A 20785-nucleotide genomic window follows, 5' to 3' on the forward strand; every position below is an offset into this window, starting at 1 on the left:
GGAAGCAATATGTTTTCTAACAGTGAACGATTACCCGGTTGTCCAAACATTTATTATCAACATGAAAAAACAACTTATTACCCGGTTGCTGGTGATGCTGGCAGGTATGCCGTTATGCACACAGGCCGTAACCCAATCATTACCGGCAGTGTCCAGCCAGGTTATTCCCCTGGGAAAAGACAGTAGCTTTAAAATGATCAGCCGTTCCCAATGGGAGCTGACACAGGTACCCAGCACCGCCAAAGAAACAGGCAGGCTCAAAACTTCCCTGCAGGTAGCGGACTATGAACCGGTAGGACTGAGAGCTACCGCCAATACCCCCTTGGTGTTAAACATCACCCAGATCAGCGGTACTGGTTTACCGAAACTGATTGTAGGCACTTACGACCGTCAAACGGTGACCACCTATACGCTCACCGCCGGCATCAATACCATTACGAATGTAAATGGAGGTGACCTCTATTTGCAGTATGCTGCTGATAATCCATCGGACGCCAACAAAGTACAGGTGACTTTCCAGAGTGGCTACCAGGAAATGCCTTTCTATATACTAGGCGCCACCACCCACAACGACTGGCTGAATATGCTGACCGCAGATACGTTGTCACCCAACGCAACACTGGTGGCGAACCGTGTATTTATTGTGGTGTCGCGGGTGAAGGCCACGGAATATAAAAACGAAAATCAGGATACATTGCTGCAGTTGATAGACCAGGTGATGCAGGCGGAAGGTGATATCAGCGGCCTGGACAACAGTACGCCCGTGCACGCACCCTTCCTGAAGAATAAGCTGATGCTGCTGGAAAAAGCCAGTGGCAATCCTGACGCTACTTCGTTGGGGCGTGTACGTATTCCCACCGGCAGTATCAACTGGATCCTGTCGCCTTCGTATATCCTTAACAGTGGTGGCTGGGGTGTATTTCATGAAATAGGGCACCATCATCAGCATTATAGCTGGACATGGTCTACCTGTATTGAAGTATGCGTAAATATTTATTCCCTCGCCGCCAAGCGGGCCATCCACCCGAATGATCCGGGTATCGGTGCCAACGACTGGAATAATATTTTTACGTACCTGGCACAACCAGCTGCATCGAAGAATTTTAACGCCAGCAGCACCGCACTCTTTGTAAGACTAGGGATGTTTCATCAGCTATGGCTGGCTTATGGAGACTCCTTTTACCATACGCTGCATAAAAGGAGCAGGGATGAAGCGCCTTCACCAAGTGGCGATGAAGCGGAAATGCGCGGGTTCATGATCTATGCTTGTCAGATCAGTGGCGAAAACCTGGGCAACTTCTTTAAAACCTGGGGACTGAATGTGAGCCCCTTTATTTATGCTGAACTGGACGCACTGGGATTACCGGCCCCCGCAGTCGATCCCTCCCTGCTGAGAGATGATGTGGCTACTGCTATCACTACGCCGGCGTCAAATACCGTGTATGCTGCAGGTGATACGATATTGATCAATGCCACTGCTTTCGGACCCAGGAAAGTAACCAAAGTAGAATTCTTCCAGGGCAGCACCAAACTGGCAGAAGACACGACGGCACCTTATTCTTTCGCCTGGAATAATGCGGCGCCGGGCAGTTATACACTGACCACGAAAGCTACTATTGCAGGAGGACAAAGTGCTGTTTCAGCACCTGTGAATATTACATTGAATGCGGTTAGTCTTACTGCGCCGGCAGACTATGCAGCTTTTCCTGCGGGAGTAGCCATACCTTTTACTGCCAACGCTGCCGTGATTAATAGCCCTGTGCAGATGGTAGAGTTTTATGCAGACAGTATAAAAATAGGTGCTTCTGCCACTGCTCCTTATGGTTTCAACTGGGCACATCCAACAGCCGGTACGCATAGTCTCCTGGCAAAAGTGATCTACCAGGATGGAACCACCGCTTTTTCTGCCAGCAGCGGTATTGTTGTAGGTGGCACTTTCCCCATAGCAGATTCGTATGTGCGTGATGGTGGTACTGCCAATACTAACTATGGCAGGGACCTCGGCCTCGTGGTGAAAAAGGATGGTAATAGCGGCTTTAGCAGAACTACCTATCTGAAGCTGGACGTAAAGGACCTCACCAATATTGACACCGCGAGGCTGCGGATGAACATTGCAGGTGCTGGCTCAACGATTGGCGGCACGCAATGGCAAATCTGGAAATGTGAGGATGATAGCTGGACAGAAACGGGCATCACCTGGAATAATAAGCCTGCAACCGCCACTTTACTGGCCAGCCAGCCGGGTAAGAAAGCAGGTTATGTAGAATGGGATATCACAGGGCCTGTATTGCAGGAACTGGCGGGCGATAAAACACTTACACTGGCAGTTGTCTCGTCCGTGTCTGGGCAATCAAATGATGCGACCTTTTCTTCCAGGGAGGTAACAGATGTGAAAACCCGGCCGGTGTTGCTGATTGATATTGTAGATACTATAGCGCCATTACTGACCATACCTGCTGACACAACAATTGATTACAATACTTCTGCTGCGCCGGCTGTTACCGGCTATGCCGCCGCTACAGACAATAGTGGTATACCAGCGGAAGTGATTTATGCAGACAGCAGTTTGCAGGACGCCGACACCACAAAAACAGCGCACTACAATTACCTCATCCAACGCAGGTGGACAGCCACCGACCGTGCAGGTAATCAGAATATAGCCGTGCAGACCGTGACGGTGCAATATCAAAAAAGTGTATTCAACACCGTTAGTCTCTTTGCGGGAACCACCAATAATGGAGTAAACGGAAGGAGGGCAGACCTGCGTGCGGAACTGATACTGAATGGAACATCCGTAGCATCCGGCACCCTGCTGAATCAGCAGTTGAACGGAAATTCGTTGAGCAGCAGCCAGCTATTCCATATTCCACTGAACGGCAGTCCTGTAGTATATACACCTGGTGACCTACTGCAGTTGAAGGTTTCAGCCCGGAGAGCAGGAGGGAATGGTACATTTGGAGTGAAGATATGGTACAACGCAGATTCGCTGAATGCTACTTCCAAAGGATATAGTCAGCTGCCTAAGTATGCCGCAACCGGATCTGAAAAAACGATGTTATTCCTGGGGACCCAATACCTGTTACAGGCAAATGCCGGTAACGCACCTGCAAGCGTGGAACTTAAGCTGGATAATAGTTTTAGGGAAGTAGCTACCTGGTCCACCATCCAACAAAATGATACCTCTATAGCCGCCACTAATCATGATGCACCATTACAGGCCGGCTTGCTGAGTGCCGTGGCTTATCCCAATCCCAGCAACAGTGATTTCACATTAACGGTAACGAATAGCAACAATAAAGAGATACAGGTATTGGTGCTGGACTTTTTCGGCAGGGAAATAAAACAACTAAAATTCCCCGCAAGGCAACCGGTGCGTTTTGGTAATGACCTGAACCGCGGTGTATACTTTGTGATTATTAAACAGGATGGAAGAGAAGCTCTTGTAAAACTGGTGAAGCAGTAAAATTGTTTATTTATTATTAAAAACGGATAGCAGGTAGTATCATCCCTGCTATCCGTTTTTTTTGAAATATTATAACAACCGGGATATCTCCGGATGTTTAACTCAGCGTAAACCGCAACACCACAAACGCTTTATCAATGGGTGTTGCCATGCTTTGTATACTTAGCTTCCAGTCTTTGATAGCATCTGCCGGTTCCGTAAGCGCGAGGCTTTTTAATGCGCCTATAGGCTGACTATCCGTTAATGGAGCACTATTTAAAGAAAAGATGGCCGTCTGATCACTGGATACCAGGAAGAAATCCTGCACCACCAAATGCTTCGAAGTATAGGTAGCGTAATAAGGCAGGAAGTTGGTCAGCTTGCTGAGGTCCATCGTATTGTTGCCGGACGCATCTTTTATGGTCATCGCCTTATGCCATTCTGTAGGCAGATCGTGTTTCAGGTCCACAAAAATAAACAGTCCTTCTTCTCTTGCCAGGTCATCGGTTTTTTTGATGAAGTTGGTGACACTCTTTGTCGCAGCAAGTTTCAGCCGGTCGCCTCCCTCTACAGCGGTGTAGCGGATAGAAATAATAATGTCGGTAATGGTATCATAATCGAATTGCTGGAATGTAGGCAGCTCAAAACGCCATTTGCTGATCACGCCGGCACCTTCAAACGGCAGGTAACGCTCATCTTTAAAATTTAATTCAAACATACCGCTATCATTTTGCCCGGAACTGGCGGCAATAGCTGAAATGGGCACCATGAATTTCATAAACCGGTCATCACTTTCATCCGTCTTTTCCGGATAATTATTGGTGGTGGCGAGGGCAGAATTTCTGAAGGTATGATCCAGCAAACGCAGCGTGGCATTTAAGCCGGTATATGGACCGGCAATACAAGGAACAGAAATGGATACCGCCTTGATCCTGCGTTTATAATGTCCGGGATAGTCCATATCAAAAATGTATTCCGGTATGGAGAATTCACAGAAACCATTTTCCTTCAGCGACAATAACGCCAGTGGATTTAGCTGCCGGATAGAAATATGTTTATTGATTTCATAATCATATCCCCGGTTTTCCTGGTAAGCGGCTTCCAGTTGTTTTAAGCCCACATACAGTTGTTCACCGGCCAGTAAACCATCATGGCTGGCATCCCAGTAGCCGCTCTGGATAAAGCTGGTGGACGACAGGCCCCGTTCGAAGCGATATGTTTTCTCGGCTTTTTGCGCAATATCGTAGGCTACACTATACACCTGCCGGTACAAGGTTTTCAGCTTTCCTTTCATCCAGGTATACAGTTCTGCGTTTGAATATTTATTTTTCAGGAAGTCTTCTATTTCCTGGGAATTATCTATTTGCTTTTGCTGATTGATAATATCCTGGTTTGCCATGGCAATCCTTATTTGCTGCGAGGCGATCTGTTTATCGATCTGTTTGATTTCATAACCTGCAGCATTGGCCTGCATCACCCGTTCCTGCAGGGCGCGTTTAAAGCCTCCTTTCTTGGCGGCGCTGGCCGACTGGTACGACATATAGTTGGCGGTCATCTGAAGGGCCTTAGACATGGTTTGTGCAGCCTGTCCTAAATTGCTGCCACCATAGCTGGTGCCTACACCCACGCCGAAGGGCTCTGCTGCCCCGGTAATCATCGGGATGGCAAATAATATTCCGGCGATGACTTCCGGCGTGCCAGCGGCCAGTTGGAAGCCGGCAGCCAGCGAGGCCATGTTCATATCTTCCTGTTCGTAAGCAATTAATTTCAACCCACTGTCATCTATTGGTGTTTCAATGGCATTGGCGATTTCCGAATAGTCAGTATCTATGTCAGGTACTTTTCCGGCATCTTCACCGATGAGCTGCAAATAATACTGCATGCGGTAAACAGGAGATTTACGGTTTTGCTGTAATCCTTCCAGAGCGCTCAGTGCTTCATCTACCTGTTTTTTCTTGATTTCCATCTGCAGGTTTTGCATCACACCTTCATGTTTTGCACGAATGAGTGATAAAGATTCATTGTCTCCTTTTTCAATAGCAGACAATATTGCGGCGCCAAGTGATTTAAGTTCATTGCATAATTCCAGGGCCTTTTGCAACAGGTAAAAGAAACGATAATTAGGCATGGAAGTGTTGAGGTCATTCAATACGGCGTCTATACTTAAGCCTTGTGCAGCGGCATTTACCAGCAGGGCCGGATCAATCGGTGGCTGGAACAGCGGCAGTATCCGGAATACCCCTTCTATATTTTCGGAATGCCGGATTTTAAACAGCCTGTCGTCCAGTGTATCCCAATATCCCATGAGGGTAGGGTTGTTGGGAATACAGAAGTAGAGGGTAGAAGCAAATCCAAAAATGTTGGCGTATTCAATTTCCTTCTGCGCATTCACCACTCCCGGCGCGATCAGCTGATTACTAAAGGGTGCCACCAATTCCAGTTCTACGATGGCATTGCCAAAGGCATCCCATTTGTTCAGCAGGGATTTATAGGTTTGCGGCTGAATTTTGCCGCGAACAGGAATAAAGGTAGGACGCTGTCCCAGTATATGATATGCCAGGATATACATTTGTGTGGCCTGGTTAATACTTTCTATACTATCCTGGCGGAATAAATAATCTCCCCACGCCACGAGGTTATCAATGTATTTCATGACCACCCACTTCATATATGCTACGGGACGATTACGGGCTACTACATGCGGCATAAACGGATGGTTGCGCCATTCGGTCATGTCTTCTCCGGCAGCAGTATTTGCCTGTAGTTGATTGAATATTTTATCGAGAATACTTTTTGAATCTATTTCTTTAAATGGTGCAAACTGCCAGAACCTGGTATCATCCTTACCTTTGGCCATCGGGTTAAATACATAATGGTACCATTTCATGGCTTCCTCAAACTGCTGACCTTCACTCAGCGCATTGGCCAGCATCATGGGCGCATGGAAAAACAGCTCCCAGTTGTAGAGGGAGTAAGGGCGCTTCAGTTCATGATACGTTTGTACCTGTTGGTTGGAATAGGCGCCAAAAGTATCGCCTTTGTTGATAGCGGGAGATAAGTTAAAACCAAAGAAACTGGCTACATCCGGGAGGTTGATGTTGCCCAGCAACTTGCTGCTAAAAGGATGATTGAAATTATTGGTCCCTGGTAAGCCATTCGATAGCTCCACCAGGTCCGGCGACTCAAAATAGATATCTTTATTGACTCTTTTTTTATCGGAAGAAGCTATTTGCCAGGAATACAAATCTCCTTTCGACTGATTGAAGAAATCGATCGGAATTGCTTCTGTGGTCACCGGGCTGGCATTGTTGATGACATTGCCATTAAAACTGAATGCTCCTCTGAAGGTACCGTCACTGTCGTATTTATCATCCACATTGATCAGCACATGATCGGGATATACTACTGGTACAAATTTAAAGTACTCTATATCCTGCATAATACTGATGGGCGCAGAATTGAAGAAGTCACTTCCAATTTGTTTTTGTGTCCATTTACCATTCTGGTATTCACTCCAGCCCATTTTTATTTCATAGTAGTCAATAGGCCGGTTATCGTTGGAAGAAGTTTTAGCCAGGTCATTAAAAGTTGTACTTCCGTTTTCCGCCGGTTTTGTTTTTTTGATCATCTGTGGGAAGAAGATCAAGAGGCGGTCGTTCCAGACTACTGGTATGAGGAAGCAACCATTCGTATTTCTTGTCCTGGTTAACAGCCCCATAAATATCCCGGTAAAATTATCTTTATCCCAGCTTGTTTGTATGATTCTTCCTACGGCGGTTCCATCAAGGGCAGGAACGTGGATGGAGATTTTTTTAAGGACACCGATGGTATTTACGTTGCCTTTCCAGGTATAACTGCCACCTGAAAAATCAGGTGTGTTGGGCAGGTAACCTTTAATACTGCAATGGGTAAGATAGAAATGGGTATAGGGTGATTTGTATTTGTGCGTACCCGAAACGACCATCAGAATTTCTTTATCCGTGATATCATAACTGGGAATATCTATCTGCATTTTCTCCCAGGGATACCAGTTACTTTCCACCAGGTCGAGGTAACGATAGTAGAAGAAGAAAGGCGTATTACGTGTACGGGAAAATACATGGAGCTTTGCCCCGGGCGACCATTGGTTGCCCGTTGGGGTGCCATCAATATAAAATCCCACCACTTCCATATTCGATATCTCGTGTATTTTATAGAGATAGGATTTCAGGGCATCGGTAATATTTTGTTTATTGATATCTTTTTGAAGTAGTTCGCTTTCCAGTTCTTTGAAGAAAGCGCTTTTGTCGTCCCGGAGATCACTTTCAATCCAGTTTTCGGGATATAAAAATACTTTCCGGTTGGCTTCCCATACGCGGTAGCGCTGCATCCAATCCCAGCGGTCGCGGTCAAGGATATCGTTGGAGATGCCTGATTTGTCTGCTTCCAGTCCAAGGAAGCAACGTTGTATAAATAATTGTACGGATGATATGGCCTGTACAATCCGGGAGGTTTCCATCACCGCATCCATCTGCACATCAATCAGGAAATATTCAAAAAGACCATTGGCATCCGTTACGCCCCAGTTTTGTATTTTTTCATCTACCAGCAAATAGCCGATGAGTGCATCTTTTTGATGGTTCCTCAGCAGATCGTTAGCAGGTTTGATGACCTGTTCCCAATCCGTTTGTTTGTATTTGGCATGAATAGCTTTGTTAATGCTTTCTGCAATCGTATGACAAACAGAGAAGGTCGCTCCCGGCTGCGCCCAGTCAAATAGCTGGTCCACATCCATTCCTATTTTGCTGGTTACACCAATGGCCTGCTGCAGGGTGAGTAAATTGATTTCGTTTTTGAAATATACCGGATCGTTCCAGTTAAAATGTGCAGGCGTAATCAGCTTACCGATAGCAATTTTATCCCACAATGTTAATGCGGCTATTTTGGGAATCAGCTGCGTTTTGTCTATGCCGACTGTGCCAGTCCATTGCAGGAATTCCAGCAAATTGGTACCGGTTGGCGGCAGTGAATTGCGCAACCTGGTATATGCTTCCAGCCGCAGCCACTGGGTAATATCGGGGGCATTAAAGTCAATACCAAAATCGGGCACATTTTCAAAAATATAGTTGACTTCATCTGCACTGATACTAAATCCATTAATGAGTATGGCCGCTTTTATCAGCAGGGTATAGGCGGCGCTGGTACTATTGCTGGCAAAATCAGGTAGTAAAACGGCGGTAGGAATGGGCGCGGGCATCGCAGTAGCCGTTTTCCAGCTCAGGTCTTTTAAAGAGCTATCCAGGTCGTTTACCTGGAAGGTGTAAATTTTCCCTGCCAGCAATTTAGTAGGTACCGACCACCATTCATTGGTAGGATCATCCTGCTGTACAAAAGGAAGTGCTGTGTTACCCAGCAATATCACCGGCGCCACTGTTGTGCTGCCGTTTTGCACGATGAACGTCACTACACTGTCGGAAGCTGGAATGAGAAAGCCATTCCAGCCGGTGGCAGCAGGAGCGGTGCTGTTTTTAATACTTTCAAATACGTTGTAAACCGATACCGGTGTGGGAATAGCAGGTACCTTTAAAATGGTGGACACCAGCAAATCTGTTACAGCCAGGTCCATCCCCGTTTGATCCGACAAGCGGTTGATGATAAAGCTGTGATATAACTGTTGACGGAGATAAGGCAGAAAAACATTCAGAAAAGCGAGTCGCTTTACCGGTGCAGTATTGGGGTCGGGGAGTCCATCTATCATCTGGTCGGCGGTCACTACTTTATCGCCTTGCAATAAAATACTTTTGATCGAATCACATACACCTGCTAACAGCAGCTTAAATTGTTTGTCCTGTTGTTTGGTGATGCGGTCCATAGATGGATCCCAGTTGGGATCAATACTCAAATCATTAAACGCGGTGATTTCTCCGGGGGTAAGAACGCCCGTTACCTGGATACGACCATTGGCCCAGTCATAAATCAGTTTAGTCCTTAACGAGAGCAGATCGGCAGATGGTGGGCTGGCAATGAGGTCATTTTTACTATCAAGACCATCGCGGGCGGTATCAAGATGTACGGGCACATTGGTGCTGAATACATTGGTGCCATTCAGGATACCCATGATGAGCGTTACTTCCGCCTGGTTATATAATAAACTGACTTTCGATTTTACCAGGTCGTTCGACGCCTGGTTTTGCAGATCGGCCTGTTGGTCATCGGGAGAAGCGGTAGGGTCAGCAGCCACCAGATCCGGGTTCGCGGTATCAATTCCATTCAGGCCGTCATACATGTTTTTGGCCAGTTGAAGAATGGTGATGAGGGCGGGCGTAAACGGCTTTTTAGTATTATCAATGTTATGGAGAATATAATTCAGTTGCCGGTAATCAAATCCCGCATCATCCATTTTTGTCCAGTTGTTGATGAAGGTGAGTGTTGCATCCGCACTGGTGAATGGATCGCCGAAAATGGGCCATGCTGCAATGAAATCCGGCATTCGTAAGCCTACTACTTTTGCGAGTAAAGTATACCGGTAAATAAAAGAAATGTTGGACAGTGTCAGATTCACCAGGGTAGGATGCTGGGTGAGGATTGCATTCAAATCATCTGAGGATAGATTGAATGCGGACATCAGCACCGGGATGTGATCTTTAATAAGAATGGGGGTGGTCAGGTAATTGCCGTCACTATCCGGTTGGAAAACGGTGTCTTCTCCGGTAATGTTATGTGTTAGCAGCAGGCGGGCATACAGCGAAGGATCGCCTGCGGTGCTGATATTGCTCCAGAAGGAGAGTAGCTTTATCAACTCCAGCCCGGTGAGGTCCAGTAATTTTTTTACGGCCACCAACTCATGAATGAGTGCGGTGTTAATGTTATAATGGAGCCATACCTGTAATTGTTTGTTTTCGCAGCTGCAGTCGTCTACACTTTTACGCTGGCATTCAAGCGGATCAAATGTGTTGCCGGCAGTGTAAGACAAACTCATGATGGCTTTGTCTGTTTCATCGATGCTCCATTCCAGTTTACGCCACAGGCGGATAAAGCGGTGGAAGCGATCGTATTCCGCTTCCGTAACAGGGGAGCCATCTAAATGAATCATCACGGTTTTTGAAATGTCGCAGTCGGCAGTAAAATCGACCCGGCTGAATTTGTTGTTCTGGAAATGGCCGATGGTTTTATTATTCAGTACAACTGATCCTGTTAAGCTTTTGAAGCTGTCATTATAAGATTTGTATTCCCCTTCAAAGGTGATGATACCTGTTTTGCAATCTATCGTTGCCATGCGGATAGATTGTTTTCTTTCTTCTCTGTACAACACACAATCCCGTATTTCAAATTGTATGGCAGATGGCGCCACCGCTGCGGCTACATTGTGGGTGGGGCTATTCACGATCAGGGTGCCATTGATACAATGACAGCCTTCGTCGAGCACAATTATTTTTCCCACTTGTTTAAACGAACAAATCAGCCAGTGTTCTATTTCTTTGAGATCTATGGGTCGCTCCCGTTGTTTCGGCTGACAAGGGTCAGGTGCTGGTTTTTTAAAGTCCAGCCCTTTTGATGCCGCCCATTTTTCAGGATTGTGGATGGCTTCCAGTTGTTCTTTTAACGACAGCGTCATGAGGTAGCGATAGCTGAAGGGCAGGCTTTCCATAATGGTCAATGCCCTGCCTTCCGGCATCATAAAATTCAGGAACCTGGTTTTCAATAATGCCACCAGCTCCGAATACTGAATGCCTGTACGTGGCAACAGTTGCCGCTTTACAAATTGGAGTCCCACCATTGTTGCCTCATTGGTGCTGAGCATCTCTGCGGTATTGACAGTGGTGGTTTTGGACGGATCGTCATAGCCGTAGTAGTCGCAAACAGGCTTCACCTGGATGGCATCATGGTATGCCTTCGCGGTGTTAGCATGATTGCATTGGATGTCCCATTGATTTCTGCTGACGAAAGCTTCCTTTGTCAGGATGATGTATTCATCCTGGGTAATCTTTAAATATTCAGCATCCGTGGCACGGGTAAGGTATTCAAGATGATATTGATCCAGTTGTACATTCCTGGCTGCAGTAGGATCCGGGTCGGGACTGGCGACATCCGCGTCGCTGCCTACCGGATCAGGTGTGGGGGTAGCATGGATTTGCCGGGGTGAGCGGAAGGTATCCATTAATTCGTAGCGACTGGTTTGCAGGAACTCCAGGTAGTTCCGGATCACATCAATAGGCTGATGATAGGGTAAGTTAAACGGATATACTGCTTTTGATAAGATCGTGTAGGCGTGGTAGTTAGTATGCTGTGGCTGTGCCAGCAATTCGCTGCTGGTTTCGTTGGACACATTAAATGCCTTTAATTTTTTTGGATCATTGTACACCGCATATTGCTCCATTACTTCATTTACCAGGTCTACGTAAGGCAGAATGGTATTGGTGTTGGCGCAGGTGAGCTCCAGGCAGCCGAGGTCCGGGCGGCGATCAAATAGTTTTTGTAAGGGTGTTCCTGAAATATCTGCCGGGTTACTTTTTATTTTGATGGAAGGATCTGCGCCGGATTCTTTTTCACTTAGGTTGTTATTCCTTAAGTATTGCAGCAGCTCCACAAAGTAAGAAGCTGCGCTGTATACGGACGTACATTCGCCACACTCGCAGAAGTCGGCATCTGCAAAAAGGGCATTCCAATCCAATGGGCTGGTGGGTATGGTGTTGGTAGTGGCCTGGCTGGCTGCATTCATTGATTGATCAATTAAAGCGATGCCGGTGCCACGCATGGTTTCTATGGCAGATGCCATGGCTTGTTCTCCGGTTACCCGTCTTGCCATGGCTGCTTCATGGATGCTGGCCGCTGTGTTTTCATCCAGGCCATTGGCCGTCATCATGTTGGTGAACTGCTGCCGGGGCATTTCACTGATGCTTAAGCCAGTGGTGAAATTAGCGGATAACAGCGCCGGTACGGCTTCCGGAGCCGGGCTTACCCGAACTATTCTCTGTAATGATTTTAAATCGTTTTTTACTTTTTCCTGATCATCCGGTGAGACATCTTTTAATACATCTGCCTTATTCAACAAATCATAAACAGGATGCGACCGGATATTAAAGTCCGGATTTTTTTCCAGTATCGTTGCGGTAGTGGCGCCGGAGGGGGTATTTAAAAGGGGGACCTCCGGATCTTTCACCATGTTAACTACCACTGCTGTTGGCTCGTGCTGAAAAAGGCGGGTATGCAATGCTTTTGCGAAATCTGTTTTATCTGTGCCTGCAGGTATTGCATCATCCGGAATGCTATCGGCCAAGGAAGTTTGATTGAAGCGGAGCGCAATATCCCGCAGGGTATTGGTGGCAGCGTCCTTTTGGAATTTGTCTACAATGTGCGCGTTGTTGCCCGACCAGGTGGCCAATGCAGCAGTAAACTGCAGCTTGTTCAATAGTTCAGGAGTAAATGCTTTATCTCCTTCCAGGGTGGATATAGCAGCTTTCGCGTCCCCGTTATGGGTTGTTAGCAGCGCTGTAAAAGTGCTCAGTAAGGCTTTGTCATTGCCGAAATCAGCATGAAAAAGATGGGTGGAATCGCTTTTGGGGGCTATCATGATAGTGAATTTTATTGTTTGTTATTATCAGCTATATACACATGTAACTATATTGTTCCGGAAGTGCAGGGCAAAATTCTTCCTTGGATTTTGAAGACAGAGGGCCTTCTACTTCCATGCCTCTTTTTTTGCTTAACACTTCTTTCATAAAAGTGGACTCGCCTTCATTAACGGAACCCACCGGGTTAGGCCATTTGGATTTAAACAGGCTGGCAATCAGGCCGGCTAAGCCGAAGATAGCGCCGCCAATTAACTGACCAAATGAAGCACCTTCTCCTATCCATTCTGATCCCGTTATACCACCATTTCCATAGGATTTCGATTTACGACTGCTGAATACTCCGATGAAAGCGCCAACAATGGCCCCGATAATGGTGCCTATCATTGCGCCAATGGTGCCGGCGATCATACCAATGATGGGTATTAAACCACCACCATTCAACAGGAAAAATGCATCTTCGTATTCATCTTCCACTTTTTTCAATCCTTCGTATACATTCCGCCATTCCTTCTCTGAAATTTTTCCCAGTTTTGAATGACCTTTTGTGATTACACCTTTGTCTTGCATTAGTTCGAGTGCCTTTTCGTTATCCCTTACCAATGCCATAAAATCCTCAAAGCTTTTACCACGTACTGCGAGGTCGGCTTCCGGGAACATCAGATGCCCTAATCTGTCGCCCAGCAGGTATTCGGATTTATGGTAGTGCGCATCCTGTATAGGATGCAACAGGTTTTCTCCGGCACCTTCCAGTGTTGGTGAGGTCTCCTTTTTGAATTTGTTATAGAAGTGGCTGAATTTCTCTTCTGTGGTACCATTATACAAGGCATGGCCTTCTATATTCGTTTCCTTTACATAGTGGCCAAAAAAGTTCATGCTGTTGCTGGTGGCGTCCAGCTTATCTCTCCGGTCACTTACATTAGAAGCTCTGCCTATATTCATGGCCTCCTCATCACCTACATACTGCGATGCAATGAGTATGGTAAGATACTGGTGGATGGCAATATCAGCCCTGCCATTGACGTCCGATCGGGTAACGGCATTGTTTCGTGCATACCGGTAAAGATTTAATCCTGCACCGGTGCCAATGGGATCGGCGCTACACCATCGTCCCAGCCAGGTAATATAGTATCGTGCGCTGTGGTATTCCAATCCGGTTTCTTCATCCCGTTCTCTGCTGGTGTAGCGATAGCGTTTAGCCGCTACGTTTATAGCAGCGTTGTTCGCCTGAAAGGCGGTAGTACCAAAGGGATGATATTCTTCATAGTTGATGATTTGTGCATTTTCATTCAGCTCCAGGGTAACGCTTTCCAGGTGATTGTCCAGCTGATACCTGATGGTTTTTACTACCGGCGCCTGTTGCTGACTGCCTCCTATAATAACAGCGGGGGCAATTTCTGTATCCAGCATTGCTATACGGGTTTTGTCATCCATCACATGCAGGGTTTCCCTTACCAGCCCACTGGAATTATTATATACTTCATAGCTGCCGAGGTAGATCCGCTCTTCTTTTTTGGAAGGCGTATTGCCATCGGAGGCAGCATATTCCGTTACTTTCCGGGTTCTTTGCCCGGTGCCGTCGTACACATAGTAAGTCGTTTCCGGTGTGCCGTTGTTGACCACCTGCTGTGCCGTGGCTTGCAGTTCTTCTTTAAAATTCCAGTTCATCACCGGCAGGTGCGGCATAGCAGTCATGAAGCCGTGCTGTGCATGGTGTGGATATAACCAGGTTTGACTGCCAATGGTGGTACTTTTTATCCGGTTGTTATGGTCTTCGTACAAATAATCTCTTGTCCAGGAACCTGTACCAGCGCTGTGCCCCATCTGTTTAATATTTCCTACCACATCATATTGATAACGCTGACTGTAATTCCGCAATGCATTGTTATCGCTGGTAGCATGTTGATTTATAAAAGGAAGGTCATTCCAGTTATCGGTGGTACCCAATGAAACAATGATATCGGCTTCTCTGCCGGTAGCATTGATCAGGCGGTATTGCGCATCATAAGTATATTCATTGGCTGCTGTCACGAGGGTATTTTTAAAGAAGGTATCAGGCAGCGCGGGATCATTTATCCGGAGCACGTTGCCGGTGGGATCGTATACGTATTGCAGATCCTGTAACTTTTTGGCAGTACTGTTGGTGGTAACAAGACTGCTGAGCCGGAAGGTGAGGGGATCGTACTTATATTTAGTTAATACGTCATTGCCATATAAGATACCGCTGCGTTGTCCTTTTTCATTGTAGTCAATGTTTTTTATAAAGGGGCTGTCATGGCCGTTTTCATGAACAGTAACAGCGTTGAGTAATCCGGCTGGATTAAAGTCCGGTGTGGTGATTTTATTGTCGGGGGTTGTTTGCCGGATAAGTCTGTTCAGCGCATCGTACGCAGTAAAGGTGGTACGTGTATATTCCGGTGACGTGGCCAGTAAGCTGTCGGGGTTCACCATATCCCAGTTGGGCATGTGCTTATAATCCAGTGCAAATATGCGGGTGGTATCCAGCAGGTTGCCTTTAAAATCGAAGGTGCCGGAGATGATTTTGCCGGCGCTGTCATACAAATTTTTCAACTGGCCGATGCGGTTCAGTAATTTTTCTGCAGCGCGTTCTGCGGCGGTCATGGCGGGTTTGTCGCCGTACACTACTTTTTCATACAGGGMCTGCGCATAAATAACGGTATCGCCTCCATTGATGCGTTTGCCTGTTGGCCGGTGTAAGGCATCATATTCAAACGATAGTTCGTGGCATCGTTCATCCCATATCTTTACGGGGTTGCCCATGATGTTATGCAGTGTCCAGCGTTTGCCGGTATCCATACTTGTTTGTACTACCCGGTGGCCCAGCATATCATAGCGCCATGCCATCACGGTATTACCACGGGCGTCTGTAATGGTCAAAGTATTTCCTTCTATGTCCATGTTTGCCCGGCTAAAATATTTTTCTTCCAGCACGTTGCCGATGCCGTCTTCCCAGCGATTATGATCTATGCTCAGTATTGGTCTGGCTAATGTATCGGTGATAACACAGGAAGGCGTGTTGTAGTGCACGGCTGATTTTATAGCGGCTATTTTCTCCGGATCATTTGGGTTAGGAAGGTTAATGCGTGCGGCGTACCAGGCACTTTCTTTAACGGTGTCGTTGACGTCATAAGAGCATTGCTTCCAGGCGTCAAATACCACCCTGTTAAACGTTCCATTGGGTAGTTCGGTTTTAACGCTTCTACCGGTGCCGTCATAGTAGAGGATAGGAGAAACGCCTTTTTCTACCCAGGCAGGATCGTTTTCGTAGGCGGGCGTAGTAGAAAAATACGGTTCATATTGCCGGATAGGATTGCCTTTATTATTCAACACGGTCCGGCCATTGCCCACCCAGCGTAATTGAGTGCCGGTGTTTAACGCGGAGCCATCAGGCAGTTGTACTTCTCCGGCTTCTGCCTGTATTTTTTTCATGGCTACCTCTCCAAATCCATCGGTATATTCAAAACTGATTTGCAGCGGGCTATCCGGATTAACCGCGGCGTGTTGCTCCCGTTTAATGACGGCCGCTACACAGGGGTGCTGATGAAAGTCATACACCATTCTTACTGAGGCGTTGTGGAGTAATAGCCGGGCCTGCGTTTGTAATTGGGTGTAATCGCAGATACCGGGTGCTGCTGTATTAGCTAATGCAAAGAAGGTGGCTATATTTCCGGATTCAGGTGATCCGGTGTAGGCGGTGATCCCGATTAAGTTGTCGGCTTCTTGTCCCTGCAACGGGTCGTTGCTGGCTTTCCCCTCTATGGCAGTGGCTTTCACCAGTCCCAGTTCATCTGTGATGACGGAAGAAATATTATCGTTGATATCCAGCATGCGCAATGGCGACAGCGTACGATAGCTGAATGTAAGTACCCTTGTTTCATTCTGATGGGCATCAAGTGTTCGTTGCAGGAATAAGTAATATGGATCGTAAAATACGGTGGAGATACTTTGCAACGGATCGGTATAGCTAACAGGACTAAAGAACCGATTTTTTATGTTAGTCAGCGTTTCACCATTCTGACAGAATTGTATAGTGCCTGATGGTATCCACCAGTTAGTAGCATCGGATATAAAGCCTCCCTGCTGCAGGTCTGTATCTCCGACTACAAAAGGTAAAGAAAAAGCATCGGGCATAAAAAGATCCTGCAACAGGCCGGGTGTATACGCCAGTTGGTAGCTTTCGTAAGTGACGCCGCGTACTTCCATCAAGCCTTCGGCAAGCGGTAAGGTGAGGGAAGCATTGTAAAAGATGGTTTTAACATGCTCCGTCAAACGTTTCTGGGGCGAGAGATTATTGGCGGTTTGCTGGTAGGCAATTTCGGGAGTGGGATCTATGACCCCTTTGAAGTCGGCGATCGTAAAAGCAGGATGACCAACACCCGGTGTAAAGCCGGTGAGCTCATAGGTTTGCGTTTGCCAGGATTTTCTCAGGTAATAATTTTCCGGTGTGATAATATCTTTTGTAAAACTATTCCGTGTAAAAGTGATCCATTGTTGCTGCTGCGCTTCTTTTGCTTTTTGTTTTGCCGATGCGGTGGCGGGAGAATCGCCCGGAGCCGGTTGCAGCAAAGGTTCCTGCTGCTGCCGGGGATATACCACGGATACAGATTCCAGCACATTGCCCAGTTCATCGGTGTCAATGGTAAGCGTATGTGCAATGCGGGGATCTGTTGCCTGTCGTTCATATACGTAGTTAATTGCTTCACTTTCTTTTACCAGGAAAGCGGCGTATTTATTGATCCCGCGTTCCTGTAATAATTCAATGAGGCAGTTGTGTGTTGCTACGGAAAATGGAATTTGTTCCGTTTCCCAAGCGGCGGCTTTGAAGGTGATAAAAGCGGGATCATTGTCTGCATAGTTGTGAGCTAACTTTTCATCCGCTATTCTTTTCGATGCATCGAGTCCAAATATTTCCTGGCGCAGCACCATGCCCTTACAGGCTCTGAGGGCTTCGCGCCACTCGGCGGCGCTGAGCTGGTCTATCGAAAATCCGCTCAGTTTCGGATTGGGTATTATCACCGCATCGGGTAGTGCATACTCTGTTGCAGTGGTGCTAAATCCATTATTCTTAAAAAGTACGGACCAGTATTCCTGGCTGAATTGACTGAGGATCCTTTCTCTGTCGAGGAAGGCGCCGGTATGAAACCAGGTTTTGGTGAGCACTGGTGGCTGATGATGTTCGTTGGCGGGATTGGCGGCAGTGAATACATCAAAGTCTTCTGTATCGGTTTGTTCTACTCTGCCAAACCCACGAAACTCCCGTTCTGCAGCATCATAATAGCCATGGTGATAGGTATACTGCGTAGTATATCTGACGTTGGTGACTGATTCGGTAATAATGGTTTGTGCAACTACCTGGACAGGGAAAGGCAGTTGCGTGATCCAGGGCGTTCCATTCTTTTTATCCTGCAAATAGTAATGCGTGGAGCTTTTATAGACTACGGTAGTTAGCTTGCCCATGCCATTGTTATGACTGCACATGATATGCGGCTTACGGCCACCCATTAAATCGATGTAGCGCATCGGTGTTCCGCGATAGGCGGGTAATGTGGAGGACCATACGATGCAGGCGGTTCCGTTGCCTGTGAGATCCGTCACCGTAATTTTATTGGGTTGTTCTGTAGGAAGAAATGGTTGGATGGTGGTTACGTCACTCCAGGCATTGCCGCTGAAATTCAGGTAGGCACAGAATTCCTTTTTGCCGAGGTACATCATATCGGTAGCGCCGGTGCCACTGATGTCTGTCAATTGCAGATAGGCAGGATTGAATGCTTCCGGTGTATCAAAGAGGGGGGAATTATCCATGGTAATTTTGGCGCTGAAACGTCCATATCCCATATTGGCCCAGTAACAAACTTCTCCGTTCCTGATACGGACAAGATCCGTTAATCCATCGCCAGACATATCTGCGAGGAAGATCCGTTGTTCCGGATCTGAAAAAAGAATGGCGGCCCCTTTTTCTTCATCATAGGGTTTGGTGGCCAGTTCCGGCGCACCGTAACCTGTTTTGCCTTCATTTTCCCAATACCAGAATGCACCTTGGTCAGAAAAAAGGATCTCTGGTTTACCATCACCATTGATGTCGAGCATGCGTACATTCGGGTCATGCAGATCGAGGTTGAGTGTTTTCAGGAATGACCGGAAAGGTTGCCAGTGGCCATCATCTCCTAATTCAAAATAGCCTTGTGAAGTGGGCGAGTAGACTACGATCTGCTTCTGTCCATTGGCATCGAGGTCCTGTAGTTGCAGGGTACCGTTGCTGATGCCGGTGAAGGATGGTTTTGGGAGGATCGCAAGGGCGTTGTCAAAGCAGAGGTCTCCGTTTTCATCTGTTCCCCGGTTGGATTTATAATACCATCCGTTGGCTTGTTCTGTGAGGATGCCGTTGATGCCTTCGTTATATAAATCTACCCATTGATAATTATCGGCAAGTCCGGAAGGCGCATGTACAAGGCCTTCCTGGCTGATTTCTTTTACTTCCGTATTCCAGCGCAGCCATTGATAATCGAAGGTCAGTGGGGGCAGTGATTTAACGGAATAGGCACTGTTGTGCCATATATAGCCTTGCTGGGTAATGCCTGTCAGATAGGTGAGTGCAGTGGGGCGGTCACTGCCCGGCGGTGGTGTGCTGGCAGGTGCGTAGGTAAAATCGAGCGACTTCACCAGGGTGGGCATACCGGCGTTCAATTCCGCGAAGGTATGAAACAGTAGCACCCTTTGACATAACCGGTAGCTGCGGAGTTCAAATCCTGCACGGCAGCTGGAGAATGGGTCCTTACGGGCCTGCCAGTCGCCGGGATCGTTGGGTGTTGGCAGCAGCAGGTCATGCTCGCCATAATCAAATACCAGCTCAAAGAAATGATCAGGATCCGGAGGCGGCTCCACAGCATAAACGGAGCTGGGATAATAAGGCGTTTTGTTGCCGTATTTAATACGTTTGAGGTGTTTGTTGACAAAAGGTTGCAGACCATTGTACCTGTTTTTTTCAGGCAACGCTTTCGCCACATTTTTAAGATCTTCTGCTTTGTATTCATACCAGATCCAGGAGCCTTTATCATCAAAGCTGCATTCGGGCAGCCACTTGAAAATCTGCCGGGCATCATCCGGATGCATGATACGGTATGCAGGACTATAGCCGAAGAAGGTAACCGTATTTTGCGGCGTGGTGACACGCCAGTAGTAGCCATTATCGGGATGAAAGATCCGTTCTATCCTGGAGAAGCCACTTTCAATCCGGGGGCGGTACTGTCGGATGGTAAGTGCACCGATGGTTTCCTGTCTTACCTGCCAGGCATTGCTTTTCCAGTCCATCAGCGGCACCAGTTCTTCCAGACCGGTAAACATAAAAAGATCTTCCCCGGAGATGTCATCGATATCATTGGTATCAAAATACCGGGGCAGTTTTTTATCCGTGCTGCGTTGAATGGCGGGCAGACCTATGTCCCAGCCAATGCCAAAAAGACTGTTGCCGGTACCTGAATTATAAGACAACGACAACTGTGGCTGGAAGCCATTTCTGTTAGGTGTGCAGGGTAAGGGAATGGTGAAAGACGCGGTTCCGTTAGCGGCATTTACCTGGAACTTTTCATCTATGCTCTTTAATGCGCCACCGCCGGCAGGAAGCGATATGCGGGGTATGTTCAAGGCGTTTGACGGGGTATTGCGCTCTTGCCCGAGCACGGAAAATGAACCATGCCTATCCTGGACAGCGCTGTCATTATTATCCATAATGTTCTGATACTTTTAAAATCGGGGTTTGGGGGTATCGAGGTTATCT

The 20785-nt window shown here is 47.1% G+C and carries 3 protein-coding genes; 1 reads left to right on the plus strand and 2 read right to left on the minus strand.

The window, feature by feature from the left end:
- The first annotated feature begins 61 nt into the window (after positions 1–61).
- Complete coding sequence (locus AC1DCV_RS25150) at positions 62–3463, plus strand: M60 family metallopeptidase (RefSeq protein ID WP_477025752.1); 3402 nt, start codon at positions 62–64, stop codon at positions 3461–3463.
- Between the two features lie 97 nt (positions 3464–3560).
- Here the strand turns inward: AC1DCV_RS25150 and AC1DCV_RS25155 are convergent, their stop codons facing one another.
- Both AC1DCV_RS25155 and AC1DCV_RS25160 read right to left on the minus strand, forming a co-directional pair.
- A complete protein-coding gene (locus AC1DCV_RS25155; RefSeq protein ID WP_477025753.1) occupies positions 3561–12992 on the minus strand; it encodes a Tc toxin subunit A-related protein in 9432 nt (3143 codons plus the stop codon).
- A gap of 31 nt (positions 12993–13023) precedes the next feature.
- The gene (locus tag AC1DCV_RS25160) at positions 13024–20736 is read right to left on the minus strand and encodes a SpvB/TcaC N-terminal domain-containing protein (protein WP_477025754.1); all 7713 of its coding nucleotides are present in this window, start codon (positions 20734–20736) and stop codon (positions 13024–13026) included.
- Positions 20737–20785: the final 49 nt, after the last annotated feature.

The organism is Chitinophaga sp. 10T418 (assembly GCF_056394125.1).

Coding starts and splice junctions, on each gene's coding strand:
- AC1DCV_RS25150 (WP_477025752.1), top strand. CDS start 62: ATGAAAAAACAACTTATTACCCGGTTGCTGGTGATGCTGGCAGGTATG.
- AC1DCV_RS25155 (WP_477025753.1), bottom strand. CDS start 12,992: ATGATAGCCCCCAAAAGCGATTCCACCCATCTTTTTCATGCTGATTTC.